Source organism: Butyrivibrio sp. MB2005, assembly GCF_000424285.1.
In the GTDB taxonomy this organism is placed as follows: Bacteria; Bacillota; Clostridia; order Lachnospirales; family Lachnospiraceae; genus Butyrivibrio.
This window is the reverse complement of the sequence record NZ_AUJP01000016.1, coordinates 13,669-33,497: the sequence shown is the minus strand read 5'-3', so window position 1 is coordinate 33,497 and position 19,829 is coordinate 13,669. Positions and strand designations below refer to the sequence as shown.

The 19,829-nt window shown below is 42.0% G+C and carries 15 protein-coding genes; all 15 read left to right on the top strand.

Features of this window, described 5'->3' with window-relative positions:
• Positions 1–17 precede the first annotated feature (17 nt).
• The 15 genes from rfbB to G610_RS0109480 all read left to right on the top strand — a co-directional run bounded on the left by rfbB (position 18) and on the right by G610_RS0109480 (position 19,808).
• Positions 18–1,106: a dTDP-glucose 4,6-dehydratase gene (gene rfbB / locus G610_RS0109550; RefSeq protein WP_026524595.1), complete on the top strand. Its 1,089-nt coding sequence runs from the start codon at positions 18–20 to the stop codon at positions 1,104–1,106.
• A gap of 112 nt (positions 1,107–1,218) precedes the next feature.
• Positions 1,219–2,148 (top strand): glycosyltransferase family 2 protein, encoded by a 930-nt coding sequence (locus tag G610_RS0109545; RefSeq protein WP_026524594.1) that lies wholly within the window; start codon positions 1,219–1,221, stop codon positions 2,146–2,148.
• Between the two features lie 105 nt (positions 2,149–2,253).
• Complete coding sequence (gene rfbA, locus G610_RS0109540) at positions 2,254–3,123, top strand: glucose-1-phosphate thymidylyltransferase RfbA (RefSeq protein WP_026524593.1); 870 nt, start codon at positions 2,254–2,256, stop codon at positions 3,121–3,123.
• Complete coding sequence (locus G610_RS0109535; RefSeq protein WP_026524592.1) at positions 3,113–3,634, top strand: hypothetical protein; 522 nt, start codon at positions 3,113–3,115, stop codon at positions 3,632–3,634. The genes rfbA and G610_RS0109535 overlap by 11 nt, the downstream gene beginning before the upstream one ends.
• A 20-nt stretch (positions 3,635–3,654) precedes the next feature.
• Positions 3,655–4,221 carry a dTDP-4-dehydrorhamnose 3,5-epimerase gene (rfbC, locus tag G610_RS0109530; protein WP_026524591.1) on the top strand — a complete coding sequence of 189 codons (567 nt, stop codon included), beginning with the start codon at positions 3,655–3,657 and terminating at the stop codon, positions 4,219–4,221.
• On the top strand, positions 4,221–5,243 hold the full coding sequence (locus G610_RS0109525; RefSeq protein ID WP_081667351.1) for an ABC transporter permease: 1,023 nt from the start codon (positions 4,221–4,223) through the stop codon (positions 5,241–5,243). Before rfbC ends, G610_RS0109525 begins: the two co-directional genes overlap by 1 nt.
• Before the next feature lie 32 nt (positions 5,244–5,275).
• A complete protein-coding gene (locus G610_RS0109520; protein WP_026524589.1) occupies positions 5,276–6,550 on the top strand; it encodes an ABC transporter ATP-binding protein in 1,275 nt (424 codons plus the stop codon).
• A 3-nt stretch (positions 6,551–6,553) separates the two neighbouring features.
• Positions 6,554–8,683, top strand: a complete 2,130-nt coding sequence (locus G610_RS22675) for a class I SAM-dependent methyltransferase (protein ID WP_081667348.1) — start codon at positions 6,554–6,556, stop codon at positions 8,681–8,683.
• Between the two features lie 213 nt (positions 8,684–8,896).
• Positions 8,897–10,864 carry a glycosyltransferase family 2 protein gene (locus G610_RS0109510; protein ID WP_196809831.1) on the top strand — a complete coding sequence of 656 codons (1,968 nt, stop codon included), beginning with the start codon at positions 8,897–8,899 and terminating at the stop codon, positions 10,862–10,864.
• The gene (locus G610_RS0109505; protein ID WP_026524587.1) at positions 10,864–12,927 is read left to right on the top strand and encodes a glycosyltransferase family 2 protein; all 2,064 of its coding nucleotides are present in this window, start codon (positions 10,864–10,866) and stop codon (positions 12,925–12,927) included. The genes G610_RS0109510 and G610_RS0109505 overlap by 1 nt, the downstream gene beginning before the upstream one ends.
• 69 nt (positions 12,928–12,996) lie before the next feature.
• Positions 12,997–14,739 (top strand): phospho-sugar mutase, encoded by a 1,743-nt coding sequence (locus tag G610_RS0109500; RefSeq protein ID WP_026524586.1) that lies wholly within the window; start codon positions 12,997–12,999, stop codon positions 14,737–14,739.
• Positions 14,740–14,808: 69 nt separating this feature from the next.
• A complete protein-coding gene (locus G610_RS20400) occupies positions 14,809–16,206 on the top strand; it encodes a glycosyltransferase family 2 protein (protein ID WP_196809830.1) in 1,398 nt (465 codons plus the stop codon).
• A gap of 14 nt (positions 16,207–16,220) precedes the next feature.
• The gene (locus G610_RS0109490; RefSeq protein WP_026524585.1) at positions 16,221–17,204 is read left to right on the top strand and encodes a glycosyltransferase family 2 protein; all 984 of its coding nucleotides are present in this window, start codon (positions 16,221–16,223) and stop codon (positions 17,202–17,204) included.
• A gap of 22 nt (positions 17,205–17,226) precedes the next feature.
• Complete coding sequence (locus tag G610_RS0109485; protein WP_026524584.1) at positions 17,227–18,636, top strand: undecaprenyl-phosphate glucose phosphotransferase; 1,410 nt, start codon at positions 17,227–17,229, stop codon at positions 18,634–18,636.
• Between the two features lie 80 nt (positions 18,637–18,716).
• Positions 18,717–19,808, top strand: coding sequence for an LCP family protein (locus G610_RS0109480; RefSeq protein ID WP_026524583.1), 1,092 nt, complete (start codon positions 18,717–18,719; stop codon positions 19,806–19,808).
• Positions 19,809–19,829 lie beyond the last annotated feature (21 nt).

The window sequence follows — 19,829 nt, the reverse complement described above, 5'->3', positions numbered from 1 at the left end:
ATAATAGGAGTTAAATAATGAGAACTTATCTTGTAACAGGCGGTGCCGGATTCATCGGTTCAAACTACATTCACTACATGTTTAAAAAGTATGATAATGAGATCCGCATTATCAATGTGGATGCACTTACATACGCAGGTAACCTTGAGAACCTCAAGGATGTGGAGGAGAGAGACAACTACACCTTTGTTAAGGCAAATATCTGTGACAGAGATGCTATAAATAAGATCTTCGAGGAGAACGACATCGACCGCGTTGTTCATTTTGCGGCTGAGAGTCATGTTGACAGATCTATCGTCAATCCTGAGATCTTCGTTGAGACCAACGTACTTGGTACAGCTACAATGCTTAATGCAGCTAAGAAGGCATGGGAGCTCCCTGATGGCAGCTTCAAGGAAGGCAAGAAATTCCTTCATGTAAGTACTGATGAAGTATACGGCTCACTTCCTGAGGATCCCAACGCATATTTCTATGAGACAACACCTTATGATCCTCATAGCCCTTACTCAGCAAGTAAAGCAAGCTCAGATATGCTTGTTAAGGCTTATATGGATACATATAAGTTCCCTGCAAATATTACAAACTGCTCTAACAACTACGGACCTTACCAGTTCCCTGAGAAGCTTATACCTCTTATGATCCACAATGCACTTGAGGGCAAGCAGCTTCCTGTTTACGGTGATGGTAAGAATGTTCGTGACTGGCTCTATGTTGAAGATCATGCCAAGGCAATTGATATGGTTCAGGAGCAGGGCAGACTTTTTGAGACTTACAACATTGGCGGACACAATGAGAAGCAGAACATCGAGATCGTTCAGACAATAATCGATGTACTCAGAGAGTCTCTTGATGATTCAGATCCCAGAAAAGAGAAGCTTACTTATGACCTCATCACTTATGTTGAGGACAGAAAGGGACACGATCGTCGTTATGCGATCGCACCTGACAAGATCAAGGCTGAGATCGGCTGGGAGCCTGAGACCATGTTCAAGGAAGGTATCAGAAAGACCATTAAGTGGTTCTTTGCGCATGAGGACTGGATGGAGCATGTAACAAGCGGTGACTATCAGAAGTATTACGATAGCATGTACAGCGACAAGCTTTGATAATTAAGTGATAACATGGGGCTTTTAGGTTAATCCCTATTAGCCCCTTACGTGTTAAAAACAGAATTCCGAGGAGGAATTCTATTTTTGCGTTATAGGAGAGATAAATTTTATGAGCAAATTGTCAATAGTAGTTCCTGTGTATTACAACTCAGATACACTGGAAATGCTTTATGATGACATGAAGGAGAAAATCCTCCATAAGCTTCCTGAATATGAGATCGTCTTTGTGGATGACGGTTCAGGAGATAATTCCTGGGAGGTAATGAACAAGATTGCCGAGAAGGATGAGAACGTTGTCTGCACCAGACTTTCAAGGAATTTTGGTGAGCATGCGGCTATTTTGGCAGGCCTTTCTGTGTGCACAGGTGACTGCGCAGTTACCAAGCAGGCTGACCTTCAGGAGGACAGCACACTTATTCTTGAGCTCTTTGAGAAGTGGAAGGAAGGCTACAAGGTAGTACTTGCCATCAGAGCTGAGAGAGATGAGGGTGCCATGAAGAAGTTCTTTGCAGGCATGTATTACTGGCTTGTAAGGAAGACCATCAACAAGGATATGCCCCAGGGAGGCTGCGATTGCTATCTTCTTGACAGACAGGCAATCGAAGTTATCGAGATGCTTGATGAGAAGAACTCATCACTGACACTTCAGGTAATGTGGATTGGCTTTAAATCAGCCAAGGTTTATTTCCACAGAAAAGACAGAACTGTTGGAAAATCACGCTGGACCTTTGCTAAGAAGTTTAAGCTGGTTATGGATTCCATGATGAGCTTTTCATATTTTCCTATCAGAGTTATGAGTATGTGCGGCGTATTGTTTGCTATTCTTGCTTTTATTGGAATTATTGGCGCTATCTATGAGAAGCTTACAGTTGGAACACCTATTATGGGATATGCGTCACTTATGTGCGTAATTCTTTTTGCATCAGGTATCATTATGCTGACCCTTGGAATCCTGGGTGAATATATCTGGAGAGTCCTTGAGGAGTCAAGAAAACGTCCTCCGTTTATCATAGACGAGGTTCGTAAAAACGATAAGTAATAAATTGCATTACAAATAAGTCCGCCATAGTGCGGAAAAGCACTAATTTATGATATAATTGTTGCGATTATTTTAGTTTTATTTTTATTTTGGAGGTTTATGCCCATGAAGGGAATTATTTTGGCAGGTGGCTCAGGAACAAGACTTTATCCTCTTACAAGAGCGATTTCAAAGCAGATTATGCCGGTTTATGACAAGCCCATGATCTATTATCCGCTTTCTACACTTATGCTTGCGGGTATCAGAGAGGTTCTTATTATCTCTACACCCAGAGATCTGCCTATATTCGAGGATCTTTTCGGAACAGGTGAGCAGCTTGGAATGAGCTTTTCATATGCTATTCAGGAGGAGCCCAGAGGTCTTGCTGATGCATTCATCATCGGTGAGAGCTTCATCGGTAGTGACAGTGTTGCTCTTGTACTTGGCGACAATATTTTCTATGGTCAGAGCTTCAGTAAGCTCCTTAGAGAGGTTGCTTCAAGAGAAAAGGGAGCTACAATCTTTGGTTACTATGTTCGTGATCCCAGAGAATACGGCGTTGTTGAGTTTGATGAGAATGGTAAGGCACTTTCCATCGAGGAGAAGCCCGAGCATCCCAAGAGCAACTACGCAGTTCCCGGACTTTATTTCTATGACAATGATGTAATTGATATAGCTAAGAATGTTAAGCCTTCCGCAAGAGGCGAGATCGAGATCACAAGTGTTAATAACGAGTATCTTCGCCGCGGAACTCTCAGAGTTGAGACTATGGGCCGAGGCTTTGCTTGGCTTGATACAGGTAACCATGATTCTCTTCTTGACGCTGCTGATTTCGTATGTGCATTCCAGAAGAGACAGGGACTTTATGTATCCTGTATCGAAGAGATAGCTTATAAGAGAGGCTTTATTACTAAGGAGCAGCTCCTTAAACTTGCTGAGCCCCTTATGAAGACTGATTATGGTAAATATCTTGTTGAGGTAGCAAATGGACTCTAAAGCTTATCGATTGTCAATTCTGGCGATTATAACTACAGTTGTCCTTGTTGGCGTTGTTGTCTACGCCGCTAACAGGGAGCGGATTGCTGCGCTTATTGGCGCAGATGAATTTGCCAGCACTGTAGAGGAGGAGATCCCGGAAGACGAAATCATAGGTGAGTCCGAGATCGCATCATCAGGTGAACAGATTGGTGATGATCTTAAAGGCTTCCTTAAATCTGATAAGTTTTTTGATAAAAATGAGCAGCGCCCGTCAGTTGTTGTGGTTGTGGATAACGTCCCCGTTCCTGCCAATGCAGACAAGGGAACATCTACAGGATCAACAGATTTTTATGAACCGATGAATAATGAGGTTACAGGTGATGACAGGATCGAGGCAAGACCCGAGGATATCACCAGAGACAGACCTTCATCAGGAGCATCGGATTCTGCGGCAGAAGATTCTGTAGAGGAATCGGAAGAGACCACAGAAGATACAAAAGCTGACGAAGCTGCAGAAAAAAGTAATTGAATTTGAGAGGATAGATAAAAATGGGAAAGATTACTGTTGAGACATGTGAAATAGAGGGGCTTAAGGTTATTACACCTCAGGTTTTCGGTGATAGCAGAGGCTATTTCATGGAGACCTATTCCAAAAGAGATTTCACAGAGGCTGGAATAGATGTTGAGTTTGTTCAGGACAACCAGTCAGCATCCAAAAAAGGTGTTCTCAGAGGCCTTCATTTCCAGAAGAACTTTCCACAGGATAAGCTTGTAAGAGTAGTAAACGGTGAGGTTTTTGATGTTGCCGTTGACTTAAGAGAGGGTTCAAAGACCTTCGGAAAGTGGTTCGGCGTAAGACTTTCTGCAGAGAACAAGAAGCAGTTTTTCATTCCTAAGGGATTTGCACATGGTTTCCTGGTGCTTTCTGATTATGCAGAGTTTGTATATAAATGCTCCGATTTTTATCATCCCGATGATGAGGGCGGAATCCTCTTTAGTGATCCTGAGATAGGAATTGAGTGGCCTTACGAGGATGAGTCAGAGCTTATCATGTCTGAGAAGGATCCCAAGTGGGGCACACTTGCTGATTATAAAAAGGAACGTGGAGTAGAATAATGGCAGAAAAGCAAATAGACAGATTGCCTGTATTAAGTAAGCTGCCTAAGACTGTGGTACTTGGAGTGTACTATACCATAGCAATTGCTTTGATGCTGATTATAGTATTCCACTTTAATCCACTGGCAGATCAGAGAACAGAGCTTCTTAAGAAAATCTGTGCCTGTGTACTGCTTATACTGTCAATGGTTTTGATTACAGCCTGGTATGACAAGCTCATGGTTCTTCCTGTGGAGCTATATAATTCCAGGCGCCTTATATGGCGACTTTCTGTCAACGATTTCAAAAAAAGATATGCCGGCTCTTATATGGGCGTTGTGTGGGCACTGGTTCAGCCGGTGGTCACTGTTTTGATGTATTTCTTTGTGTTTGATCGTATTTTTAATACCAGATCACAGATGGTTGCAGGAGGAGTAGAGGTTCCCTATGTCCTTTTCCTGACAACAGGTCTTGTTCCGTGGTTTTTCTTCAATGAAGCTCTTATGAACGGAACTACATCTCTTCTTGAATACAACTACCTTGTTAAGAAGGTTCTTTTCAAGATTAGTATTCTGCCTCTTATCAAGATAATTGCTGCACTTTTTATACATGTATTTTTTGCAGGCGTAATGATGGTTGTGGCTATTTTGTATGGATATCATCCTACGATTTATACGCTTCAGATTTTTTATTACGCAATCTGTGAATTCATTCTGGTGCTGTCCATTTGTTATACCACCTGCTCGGTTGTGGTATTTTTCAGGGATCTTACCCAGATTCTTGCAATCGTTCTTCAGGTCGGTCAGTGGGCTACACCTATTTTGTGGGATATAAATATGCTTCCCGACAGACTTAAGTGGATCATTAAGCTCAATCCCATGACCTATATTGTTAATGGGTACAGGAATGCGGTTTACGGAGATGAGTGGTTTTTTGAGCATTTCTACTCAAGCACTTATTTTTGGATAGTGGTTGCACTTATTTTTGGTATAGGCTCACTTGTGTTTAAGCGTACCAAAACGCATTTTGCAGATGTTCTGTAACAGATTACTTTAAGACTATCAGAAAGAGTTTTATGGATAAGGATATAGCGATTAAGGTCACTGACCTTACAAAAATGTATAAATTATATAATAAGAATTCTGACAGGCTTAAGGATGCACTTGGCCTCATGAAGGGGCAGGGTTACACAGAGCATCTTGCTCTTAATCATGTGAACCTTGAGGTAAAGCGCGGCGAGACTATAGGAATTATCGGAACCAACGGCTCCGGAAAGTCCACAATTCTTAAGATCATTACAGGAGTTCTTTCACCCACATCCGGTGACGTACAGGTAAATGGTCATATTTCAGCACTGCTTGAGCTTGGAGCGGGCTTTAATATGGAGTACAACGGAATTGACAATATCTACCTTAACGGAATGATGATAGGTTTTTCCGAGGAGGAGATTGATAAGCGTCTTGATGCGATTCTTGAATTTGCAGATATCGGTGATTACGTTTATCAGCCGGTTAAGACCTACTCCAGTGGTATGTTTGTAAGATTGGCATTTGCTGTTGCCATAAATATCGATCCTGAGATACTGATCGTAGACGAGGCACTTTCTGTTGGAGATGTTTTCTTCCAGGCAAAGTGCTACCACAAGTTTGAAGAATTTAAAGAACAGGGAAAGACCATACTTTTCGTATCCCATGATCTTTCAACCATAAGCAGATATTGCGACAGGGCTGTTCTGTTAAATAAAGGCGTGATCCTTGGCGAAGGAACACCCAAGAAAATGATTGATATCTATAAGCAGGTTCTGGTGGGACAGTACCCGCTTCCCGAGAATGATTTTAAGTCACTTCTCGACGATGAAGATATCAGAGAGGCTGCTGAGAAGGCTGAGAATCCTAACCTTTTGGAATATGGCAATAACGCAGCCCAGATTACTGAGTTTTATGCTCTTGATTCCAAGGGAATCAGAACGAATTCTGTTTTAAAGGGGTCAGAGTTCGAGATTCACATGAAGGTTAAGTTTTTACAGGATGTAAATGCTCCTATATTTGCTTTTACCTTCAAAAACATTCTTGGTATCGAGATTACAGGCACGAATTCTATGGTAGAGAAGTCTTTCCTAGAGCCTGTTAAGGCAGGAGATGAGAAGGAGATTGTCTTTAAACAGAGAATGCGCCTGCAGGGGGGAGAATATCTGGTATCCTTCGGAGTTACCGGATTTGAGCAGGATGATTTTGTAGTGTATCATCGTCTGTATGATGCGCTCAATATTACAGTGGTATCAGACAAAAACACCGTAGGATTCTTTGATATGGAATCCGAGGTAAGTGTAACGGATGCAAAAAGGGATTAAAAGATGCAGGAAGAAGTTTTAATTGGGAATGTAAAACTAAATTACAAGCATTACGCAGGACTTGATCTTTACAGTGATGGTCCTATTGAGAATGAGATTTTTGATATTGTTCGCAAGCACAAAAAGGAAGAATATCCTGCGATAATTGAGAAAAAGGCAAGCTGGCCTATTCTTTATCATTTATCTGAGCTCAGAAGTAATATTGTTGAATGGATTCCGATGAAGGGTAATGAAAAGGTACTTGAAGTCGGTGCAGGATGCGGTGCTATCACAGGAATGCTCTCTGAAAAGGCAAGTGAAGTAATTGCCTGCGATCTTTCAAGACGCAGAAGTGAGATCAACGCTACCAGAAACAGTGAATGCGATAATGTCACTATTCATGTAGGCAATTTCAGGGATATAGAGCCGGACCTTCCGGGAGATTTTGATTTTATTTTCCTTATTGGCGTGTTTGAATATGGTCAGGGATATATCGGCACAGACAGTCCCTATGAGAACTTCCTGCTTATGCTTAAAAAGCACCTTAAGAAGAACGGCCGAATCGTTATTGCTATTGAAAACAGAACCGGTCTTAAGTATTTTGCAGGTGCCCAGGAGGATCATCTTGGAACATATTTCTCAGGAATCGAAGGCTACTCCAAGGATGCGGTAGCAAGGACCTTCACAAGAAATGGTCTTATCAGGATTTTTAAGAAATGTGGTATGAATGACTATCACTTCTATTATCCTTATCCGGATTATAAGCTTATGACATCGCTTCATTCTGATGATCATCTGCCGCAATACGGAGAATTGCAGGATAATGTACGAAATTACGATAGAGACAGACTTATTCTTTTCAATGAAAAGAGAGCCTATGAGTGTCTTATCCATGATGGAATGTATCCGGATTTTGCTAATTCCTTCGAGGTAATCTTAGGACCAGGATTTGACACGGTATATTGTAAATATTCAAATGACCGCGCAGAAGAGTTCAAGATCAGAACGGATATCGTCGTAGATAAGCTTGGACGTAAGCTTATTAAGAAGCACCCCCTTAACGAGGCTGCTATAGAGCATGTTTTTGGAATGCAGGATGCTTATTACGGCCTTCGCGAGAAGTACAGAGGCGGCGATCTTGAAGTTAATGACTGCCAGCTTGATGAAAAGAGCAGATGTGCAATGTTTTCCTATGTGAACGGAATCCCGCTGACAGCTCTTTTTGATGCATGTCTTGAATCTGATGATATGGATTCATTTAATGCTTTATTCCGCGAATATTTGAGGAGAATAGGATACAGAGAGGATTATCCGGTTACCGATTACGACCTGATTTTCCCAAATATCCTTGTAAATGGTCCTATTTGGACAATCATAGATTATGAGTGGACCTATGGTAAGTGTATTCCTGCAAAAGAGATAGCCTTCAGGGCGCTCTACAGCTACAAGCTTGAAGACAGAAGCAGGGATAAGCTTGATGTTAAGGCTTTATATGAGACACTTGGCCTTACAGATGATGATATAAAGAATCTTCTTAGTGAAGAGGCTGAGTTCCAGAAATATGTTACCGGAAGACGCAAGTCTCAGGTAGAGATGTGGAAGATGATTGGCAGAAACGCCATTGTTCCCAAGGAACTTGCAGGTAGCGTGGACGCAGCCAGAAGTGCTGAAGAGATTCAGATTTATGTGGATGAAGGTGATGGATACAGCGAAGATGATTCCATTTTCCCTGAGGAGACCTATGATGATCACAATACAGTGACCATTGATGTGGAGTGTAACGATCAGGTAGGAAACATCAGAATTGATCCTGCTTTTGCATCCTGCATTGTTACTTTGAAGCAGGTGCTTTGGAATGGGGTATCTCTTGAAGAAGGCGATCTCCATATTTCGATTCATCCAAACGGATCCTGGATTTCTGAGGACAGTATAGTCTTTGGTACAGATGATCCGAATATTGAATTTGGTTTCGCTGACAGTAAGATTGAGAAAAAGAGAGAGAATCATCTCAAGGTAACAATGATGATGACTCTTATTCCAAAAGAAACAGCCGTTGCTCTTGAGGATTCACTGAGAGTACCGGCGGAAGAGAGCCAGGGGGAGAAAGAAGAATTCTTCGGTAAGATCAAGAGGAAGATTTTTTCAAAGGATTGATGCAGTAATTTATTGCACCGCATCTTGAACTTAGTTTTTGATTTGAGGATGCATGACAAAAAGTAGTAAGGGGAGCCGACAGGCTGGGAATTAATGCTCAAGGAAGTTGCCAAAAAAGTTCTAATAAGCAAAAGAAAAAGTGACTACCAGAGTAAAGTTAAGGAGTGTAAAAACGCTTACAACATCTGGGAGCATAAGAGGGAAAAACGCCCTATGTCCGTACCCACCGGTGCGGCAGCTGAGGTTACAGGCCGTTTGCAGCTTGTTACTGAGGTTGTTTCGTACACCAGTGTATGGAGGGAGTCTGACCCTTCGGCAACTGCGGAGAAAATTCTGATTTTTGTAAGTCCTAAGGGAAAGCTTGCGGGACATGCTATTGATAACATTCGTAATTATTTCCAGGCTCATCCTGAAATCAACGTAGTTTACGGTGATGAGGATGAAATGGTTGGTCACGGCAAATACGGACGTCCCTATTTCAAGCCCGACTGGTCACCTGATACTTATCTTAATGCTTTTTATATTGGAAGTGTGTTTGCCTGCAGAGCAAATACCTATGAATCGGCTATTAAGGAATATGATAATGCCCTTAAAATGCTGGGCGGAACCTCAGGAGTAAAAAAGAATTCTCCGGAAGCTGTGGGCAGAGAAGCCAGTATGCTTTCTGCCGATGTGCTGTTTTGTATGCTTGCCATAGAGGAGAGAGCCTTTGGTAAGAGAAATGGCATGGAGTTCCCTATAGGGCACATTGACGAGATTCTTTTCCATAGAAATGCAGATACTGACGTGTTCTATGGCAGAGGCTTTCATAATTCAAGACATATGCTTATTAAGCCTGCAACGGTCAGTATAATAATCCCCACCAAGGATCATCCTGACATTCTGCTGCAGTGCCTTAAATCAATAGTTTCTACCACCCATGAGAAAAATATCAAATATGAAATAGTGGTGGTTGATAACGGAAGTAGTGCGTATAACCGTGTAAGATATGGATCTTATATTAATTCTGTAAGCAGAATTAACGGTTTAACAAATATTACATATCTGTATAAAGTTGAAGAATTCAACTTCTCGCATATGTGTAACAGAGGCGCGGCAAGGTCCGGTGGTGATTATCTGCTCTTTTTGAACGATGACATCGAGGCAACCCAGGATGGATGGATGAGAGAGATGCTCTCTCAGGCACAGCTTCGTCATGTGGGAGTTGTAGGGGCAAAGCTTCTTTATCCGGATACCGATCTTATTCAGCATGCAGGTATTACCAATGTAAGACTTGGCCCTGTTCATAAGTTGCAGAGAATGCATGATCAGAAGTCCCATTATTTTGGTTTTAACAGGGGTATACATAATCTCATGGGAGCAACAGGCGCTTGCCTTATGCTCAGCAGAGAAAAGTTTAACGAAGTCGGCGGTTTTCCGGAGGAGCTCCCGGTAGCTTTTAATGATGTTGATCTGTGCTATAGTGTTCATCAGCGCGGATACTACAATGTATGCTGCAATCATATAAGTCTGTATCATCACGAGTCGCTAAGTCGCGGCCTTGATACCCTTGATATGAAGAAGATGGAACGCCTTTCAAAAGAATACGACATTCTGATGAAGAGACATCCCGGTTTTTACAACAAGGATCCCTTCTATAGCAGATATCTCACTGATGATGAGACTATAAGTGCCATAATTCCATGCGAGGATTTCCTTCCTGTACTGGATATTCCTTATCATGCGATAAAAGAGCATGAAGGTGGTTATCCTGAGGTGCGTGAGGATGCATGCCTGCGCCTTGGTGTTGAGTATGCAGGGACTATGGATAACTGGATGTATGGAATCCGCGAGAGCGATGTGGAAAGCGGTTACTTTATCAAGGGCTACTGCTTCGTAATCGGCTCAGATAATGCATTTTTTGACAGAAGACTGGTACTAAGACAGGTAGAGGTTACCGCTGAGGGTGCAAGACCCGTATCTTCTATGGTTTACAGCACGCCGGTTTATACCTGGTACAGACCTGATATAAAGCTAAGACTTCAGGATCAGATAGATGTTGACCTTACCGGCTACAAGGTAAGGATAGCAAAGGGAAAGCTTAAGCCCGGATATTACCAGCTGGGTATGGTTGCCATGGATATGACAGGCAGACTTAAGCTGATCAACTGGGTTCCTAATCTACTTAAGGTGAAAGTGTAATGACAGAGAATAACGAATTTGACTATAAAACCGCATACGAGAAAGAAAAGCTTAAAAGCGCCGATCTTGCGCAGAAGGTAGCTGATCTTGAGGATAAAAATCAGGAGCTTGAATTTAAGCTTAACAGGATTAAAGGCAATCCTATCTGGAAAGCCAGCAAACCTGCCAGAAGTGCCATGCATTTTGTGATCAGACAGAAGGACCGTCTGAAAAATGCCGGTTCCATCGGCGGTGTTATCGCCAAGGTTAAATACAAGCAGATTGAGAGAAAAGCCAAGGTACATTACGGTACTGAGAGTTTTCCTGATGAAGCAAGGATAAATGCCGAGAGAAACGAGATCTTCGAAAAAATGCCACTCATAAGCATCCTTGTTCCGCTTTACAATACGCCGGAGAATTTCCTTAGGGATATGATCGAGTCTGTTCTTGATCAGACTTACGTGAACTGGCAGCTTTGCCTGGCTGATGGCTCCGATTCAGAGCACGGCTATGTGGAGACCATAATAAAGGAATATCAGCAGGATCCAAGAAATAAGCTTGGAAAAGTTGATAATACCGGTATCGTATACCACAGACTTGAGAAAAATACAGGTATTTCAGGCAATACCAATGAGTGCCTTAAGCTTGCAAACGGTGAATACATAGGACTTCTTGATCATGATGATATTCTTCATCCGGAGGTTTTATATTACTACGTAAAAGCAATAAATGAGAAAAATGCAGATTATATCTATTGCGATGAGGCTACTTTTTCCGGAAAGAGCATAGACCACATGATTACTATGCACTTTAAACCGGACTATGCTCCGGATAACCTGAGAGCAAATAATTACATTTGTCATTTTAGTGTATTTAAGAGATCTCTTCTTGATGGAACAGAGCTTTTCAGATCCAAGTTTGACGGTAGCCAGGATCATGACATGATTCTCAGACTTACTGATAATGCTGAGAATATCGTACATGTTCCCATGCTTCTTTATTACTGGAGATCTCATGCCGGTAGCGTAGCATCTGATATTAGTGCTAAAAGCTATGCCATTGATGCGGCAAGAGGAGCTGTAGCGGATCATTTGAGACGCCATGGCTATGAACATTTCAAAATCACCAGTACCAGAGCCTTTGAGACTATCTTCAAAATTGCCTACGAGGTGGAAGGAACACCAAAGATATCGATTGTTATTCCTACCTGCGAGCATCTGGAGGATTTAAAGCGCTGCCTTACATCAATATATGAGAAGTCAACCTATGATAATTATGAGATAATTGTTGTTGAGAATGGCAGTAAGTCCAAAGAGATAAAGGCTTATTATGACGATATTAAGAACAGCGCCATGAGCTCTGTTGTTAAAATTGTTGATTATTTCGAAGATAAGAATAATCTTAATCCTGACGGCTCAAGACCGCCCTTTAATTATTCTGCAGTAGTTAACTATGGTGTTAAGCAGTCTACAGGAGATTATATCCTTCTTCTTAATAATGACACACAGGTCATCACTGTTAACTGGATGGAAGAGCTTTTGATGTATGCTCAGAGAGCAGATGTCGGTGCAGTAGGCGGCAAGCTTTACTTCCCCAACAGGAAGATCCAGCACGCAGGAATAGTGCTCAGGCTTGGTGTTCACAGAACAGCAGGTCATTGCCATTACAAGCAGGAAGGTATGAACCTGGGTTATATGGGAAGACTTTGCTACGCCCAGGACGTATCCGCCGTTACAGGTGCATGCCTCATGGTTTCGAGAGAAAAGTATGATGAGGTTGGCGGATTTGATGAGTCATTTGAAGTATCACTTAATGACGTAGATTTTTGTCTTAAATTACGTCAAAAGGGTTACCTTAACATATTTACACCTTTCGCTGAGATGTATCATTACGAATCTGCATCCAGGGGACTTGATCTTGCAGGTGAAAACGCCAAGAGATATGCAAAGGAGTCAGATCATTTCAAATCAAAGTGGAAAGAGGTTCTGGATTTGGGAGATCCTTATTACAATCCGAACTTTTCACTGGACAGAAGCGATTTTTCTCTGAATGTGGAAGGCTACAGCAGCCTGCGTGATGCTTGAAATTTGGGCTTCATAGTGTTTTACTTAATATATTAGATTATCAAATCTAGCTCTTAAGGAGGGAAAAGAATGAGTGACGCAACAAAACAGCTTGAATATTGGTTAAATGATCCTTACTTTGACGATGAGACAAAGCAGGAACTTCTTGCCATCAGAAATGATGAAAAGGAGGTAGAGGATAGATTTTATCAGGAACTTGAATTCGGTACCGGCGGACTTAGAGGAGTAATCGGTGCAGGTACTAACCGTATGAACAAATACGTTGTTCGTAAGGCTACTCAGGGACTTGCTAATTATATTAAAAAGAACGGAGGAGCTGATGGCGCAAAGAGAGGCGTTGCAATTTCTTACGACTGCCGCAGATTTTCACCTGAATTTGCAGATGAGACAGCAAGATGCCTTGCTGCAAACGGAATCAAAGCGTATGTATTTGATGAACTCAGACCTACTCCTGAGCTTTCATTTGCACTTAGAAAGCTTGGATGCATAGCTGGTGTTATGGTAACTGCCAGCCACAATCCGCCTGAATATAACGGATATAAGGCTTATTGGGAAGACGGTGCTCAGGTAACACCTCCTCATGATACAGGAATCATCAATGAGGTTAAGGCTATCACTGACTACAATGATGTTAAGACCATGTCCAAGGAAGATGCCATGAAGGCTGGACTTTATGAGGTAATTGGTAAGGACATCGATGATGCATACATGGTAGAGCTTAAGAAGCAGATCATCCACCTTGATGCTATTAAGGAAATGGCTGAGAAGCTCACAGTTGTTTATACTCCTTTCCATGGAACAGGTCTTGTTCCCGTAAAGAGAGTACTTGCAGAGCTTGGCTTCAAGAACGTTTATATCGTTCCCGAGCAGGAGCTTCCGGATCCTGAGTTTACAACTCTTGATTATCCTAATCCCGAGGATCCCAAGGCATTTAAGCTTGCGCTTGAGCTTGCTAAGGAAAAGGATGCAGACATCGTTCTTGCAACTGATCCCGATGCTGACAGACTTGGTGTATATGCTAAGGATACAAAGACAGGTGAGTATATTCCTTTCACAGGAAATATGTCCGGTATGCTGATCGGTGAGTATATCCTTCGTGAGAGACAGGCTACAGGTACAATGCCTGAGAGACCTGCTTTCGTTACAACTATCGTTACCACAAATATGGCTAAGAGAGTTGCTGAGAAGTACGGACTTCACTATATCGAGGTTCTTACAGGCTTTAAGTATATCGGCGAGCAGATCAAACTCTTCGAGGAGAACAACCAGGAATACAATTATGTATTTGGTCTTGAGGAGAGTTATGGATGTCTTGCAGGCACACATGCCCGTGATAAGGATGCTATCGTAGCAGTTATGATGCTCTGCGAGGTTGCAGCATTCTGCAAGAAGGAAGGCAAGACTCTCTGGGATGCTATGATCGAGATGTACGAAGATTACGGCTATTACAAAGAAGGCCAGTATTCTATCACAATGAAGGGTATCGAAGGTGCTAAGGAAATTGCTGCACTTATGGATAAGCTTAGAAATGATCCTCCTAAGACCTTCGGTCAGTGGACAGTAGAGGAGTTCCGTGATTACAAGACAGGCGAGACTGTTAACCCTGCTACAGGTGAGAAGGGCAAGACAGGACTTCCTTCATCAAACGTTCTTTACTTTGCACTTGATAATGACTCATGGTGCTGCGCTCGTCCTTCAGGAACAGAGCCCAAGATCAAGTTCTATATGGGTGTAAAGGGAACAAGCCTTGATGATGCAGATCAGAAACAGGAAGAGCTTACAGCAGCTGTAAAAGCATTGATTGAGAAATAATAGATAATAAAAGCCCATAAAATAGAGCTGCCTATCGCGACAGCTCTATTTTTAATGTATAATGTTGCCATGTTTAATAATATAAAGAAGACAATTTCATACGCCAGAAGGAATGGCATATCAGGTGCTGTGGTAGCTGCTGCAGAGAGAATTCATGATCAGAGAGCTGATAACTATACATTTGTGCCTGTTTCTGAAGAGGAACTTGAGAGGCAAAGGAAATGGTATCGCTCGATATTGAATGATTCTTCAAAATCAGTAAAGCTTCCTTTGATCAGCATACTTGTGCCATGCTATAACACTGATAAGAGATTTTTGTGTGATATGATCGAGTCAGTCAGGAATCAGACCTATGGAAAATGGGAGCTGATATTGGCAGAGGCTCCTGTAGACCGTCAAAAGGGCGATAAGATTCTGCAGGTATATCCACTTATGAAGACTATAGCAGGATACGCGGAATCTGATGGACGGATAAAATATTTAAGGCTAAAGACAAATGGCGGTATATCGGAGAATACGAATGCAGCTCTTGATATAGCAAGAGGCGATTACATATCTCTTTTGGATCATGATGATACAATAACTCCGGATGCGCTATGTGAGGTAGCGATTACGGCCATAAGAAACTATCCCAAGCTTATATATTCTGATGAGGATAAGTGTGATGCTGAAGGAACTAAGTTTTTCCAGCACCATAAGAAGCCTGCGTTTAATGCAGATATGTTTTTTTCAAATAATTACATCTGTCATTTTACGACCATTCGTTCAGATGTTATGTTTCAGACAAGGTTCAGAGATGAGTATGACGGAGCTCAGGACTATGACCTTTTCCTAAGAGCTATAGGGGATACCATGTGGAGTCCCACTGCTTCAAGGCAGATAATTCACATCCCTAAGGTGTTATATCATTGGAGAAGCCATGATGCATCGACTTCTGCCAATCCTCAGAGTAAGACCTATGCTTATGAGGCCGGAAGGCGGGCTGTTAAGGACTTTTTGGATAATAACAAGATAGATGCATCGGTAAGTCACCTAAAGCACGTGGGATTTTATCGTGTAGACTACAAGGCTGATGTATTTGAAACCAGGAAGGATGTAGGCGTTATCGGCGGAAGACTTCTTGACAGAAGGGGGCTTATTAAGGGCGGTAACTACAGAGACAGCGGGAAGGTCAGGTTTGACAATCTTCCCAAGAATTACAGCGGCGGCTTTCAGCACAGAGCAGTTCTTCAGCAGGATACGGATGCAGTGGATCTCAGGTGCATGAGAATACGACCGGAACTCTCTGAAATCTATGAACAGATTTTTGGAGTGCCTTATCAGGATACTCTTGAAGGCAATCAGGTGGTATTTAGCGGCATCGGTGATGATGAAGAAATAAGAAGGAAATGCATTCTTTTCGGACAGGAAGTCAGAAAGATGGGATATAAGCTGCTGTGGGATCCGCAGTACGAGACCGTCATATAAAGAGAGGAAGTATTTTGCAAAGTAAAGTAACTATAGTTATTCCAAATTATAATGGAAAAAAGTATATGGACGACTGCCTTAGAAGTCTTGGGAAACAGACTATGAAGGCACCTGTTATTATCGTGGACAACGGCTCTGAGGACGGATCTGTGGATGTGGTTAAAGAGATGGCATCCAAAAAGCCCGGAAGATATCCGGAGCTTAAGTTTCTTGAGCTTCATGAGAACACAGGCTTTGCAAATGCGGTTAATGTGGGAATAAAAGCAGCTGATTCCGAATATGTGATACTTCTTAATAATGATACGGTATGCGAAGAGCGTATGACGGAGAAGCTTGTCCGTGCAATAGAATCGCAAAAGAAGGTGTTTTCCGTTGGAGCGAAAATGCTCTCTATGAAAAACCCGGATGTTATTGATGATGCCGGGGATCTGTACTGTGCCCTTGGATGGGCCTTTTCACCTGCCAGAGATAAAAATAGCAAGAGCTATTCGAAGAGATGCGCTGTCACAACGGCCTGCGCTGGAGCAGCTATCTACAGAAAATATGTATTTGAGCAGATAGGATATTTTGATGAGGTTCATTTCTGCTATCTCGAAGATGTGGATGTTGGCTACAGGGCAAGGATATACGGCTATAAGAACCTTATGGAGCCTTCTGCAATAGTTTATCATGCAGGTAGTGGCACAAGCGGCTCCAGATACAACAAATTTAAAGAGGAGCTTACGGCATCCAACAATCTGTATTTTATATACAAGAATATGCCGGTGCTTCAGCTGATTTTTAACCTGCCGCTTTTTATAATCGGTGTTATTATCAAGCAGGTGTACTTTGCCAGAAAAGGTCTTGGCATGTCCTACGCCAAGGGGCTTTTGATGGGAATTAAGAAGATAATTAAGCATTCAGACAGAAAGGTGCCTTTTTCATCTGGTAACCTCGGTAACTATTTTGTATTGGAAGCCGAGCTACTTGTTAACTGTATTCGTAGACTTGCAGGGTGATTTGGTATAGAATAAATCTGATATGATTAAAGATAACCAGACAAATCTGAATAGAATTCATATTATTGGGGACGGATTTATAGTAGCTGGTTCTTATATACTGGCGTGGTATTTAAAGTTTGAGTCAGTATTTGCCAACGTCGCTCCAGATGTGGGTTACTTATCTATGGGGACATATTTTACTGCCCTCTATTTTTTGGTACCCGCATATCTTGTTTTATACAGCATGTTCAACCTTTACACGCCAAGACGTGCCACCAAGATGCGCTATGAGCTGTACAGTATCCTGCTGGCAAACGGTATCGGTGTAACAGGCTTCTTAGTAATTCTGTATATGATCAAGCAGGCACACTTCTCCCGTGTTATGATCGGGTATTTCTTTGTGCTGAATGTTGTATTCACCAGTCTTTCCAGACTTTTATTAAGAAAAATTCTGAGATATATCAGAAAAAGAGGCTATAACCTTAAGCACATTCTGCTTATTGGCTATTCGCGCTCAGCAGAGGGTTATATCAGCAGGATCAACAGTAATCCTCAGTGGGGATATGTTGTCAGCGGTATTCTTGATGACATGGTACCCATAGGCACCAGTTATCACGGTGTTAAGGTTATCGGTGAGATCGATATGTTATCAAGGTACCTTAGTGCCAACGAATATGATGAGATCACCATTACCCTTCCTCTGGACAGATACGACAAACTGGAGGAACTGGTTGCGATATGTGAGAGGTCAGGCGTACACACCAAGTTTATACCTGATTACACAAGCCTTTTTCCCAGTAACCCTTATACAGAGGATATTCTTGGACTGCCTGTTATCAATATCAGATATGTACCGCTTACTAACGGATTCAATGTTATTGTGAAGAGACTTACAGATATCATTGGTTCTTTAATTGCAATAATCCTGTTTTCACCGGCTATGCTTTTTGCAACCATAGCAGTAAAGCTTTCAAGCCCCGGTCCTATTATTTTCAAACAGGAGAGAGTAGGCCTCCACGGAAGACCTTTCATGATGTACAAGTTCCGCACCATGGAATGCCAGTCTGAGAAGGCAGAGAAAAAGGGATGGACTACCAAGGATGATCCAAGAGTTACTAAGATCGGAAGAATTTTAAGAAAAACAAGTATTGATGAGATGCCTCAGTTTTTCAATGTGCTTCTTGGAGATATGTCCCTTATTGGACCAAGACCTGAGAGACCTCAGTTTGTTGAGAAATTTAAAGGCGAAATTCCCAGATACATGGTTAAGCATCAGGTTCGTCCCGGAATAACCGGATGGGCGCAGATCAACGGCTACAGAGGTGATACTTCCATAAGAAAACGTATCGAATATGACATATATTATATAGAAAACTGGACCTTTGAATTTGATATAAGGATACTGCTTGGAACCTTTTTCCATGGCTTTGTTAATAAGAATGCATATTGATTCTCTTCGACTTGTATAATTTGTCTTTTTATGGCAAAATAGGTCAGTGGAATATCAACTATAAAGGAGATTATACTGACATGTCGAATCGTGGTGCCGACGGGCGCAGGAGAAGAAAAGGCAGGAAAAATACCAAGAAGGCATTTATCATCTTGGGAATAGAAGTAGTTGTACTGTTAATTCTGCTTTTTGTTGTATGGACTTTATTCGGAAGAATGAAGGTTGATAAAGTAGGAAAGATTAACCTCGATGAAGAAAAAATAGCCAGCAGTGTGAACAGCGGCGTCGAGGAGAATGAGGAGATGACCGGTTATAGGAATATTGCCCTGTTTGGTGTAGATTCCCGTGAAGGTGATCTTGATAAAAAGACCAGAAGCGATACCATTATCATCGCATCCATTAATAATGAGAATAATGAAATAAAGCTTGTTTCCGTTTACAGAGATACTTATCTTAATCTCAGTAACGATTCTTACAATAAATGTAATACAGCCTATGCTACAGGTGGCCCTGAGCAGGCAATATCCATGCTCAACATGAACCTTGACCTGGATATCACTGATTTCGTAACTATCGGCTTTGGTGGACTTACAGATGTTGTAAATGAGCTTGGCGGCGTTCAGATCAATATAGAAGAGAGTGAGATCACTCATCTTAACAACTATCAGTCCACAATGGCTGAGGAGCTTGGAATGAAATATACTCCTGTTACTGATGTTGGACTTCAGACACTGGATGGTTTACAGGCAACAGCTTATTGCCGTATCAGATATACAGCAGGTGATGATTTCAGAAGAGCTGAGAGACAGAGAACGGTTCTCATGGCAATCCTTGATAAGGCAAAGACTGCAAGCCCTTCAGAGCTTGAGAACATTGCCGGCAAGATATTTGGTGAGACATATACCTCATTTGATCTTCAGGATATAATTGCATTATTGGGAAATGTTACCAAATATAATGTCGTTGCAAACGATGGATTCCCGACAGCAGATATGCGTACTACCGGAACAATGGGCAAGAAGGGCAGCTGTGTACTTCCTGTAACACTTGCTTCTAATGTACAGTGGCTTCACAATTTCCTGTTTGATGATACTGAATATGAGGTTTCATCAAGCGTTCAGGAATACAGTTCAAAGATAGCCGCTGATGTCAGTGAATATATCGGCGAATAAGTGGCAGATGATTTTGGGCCC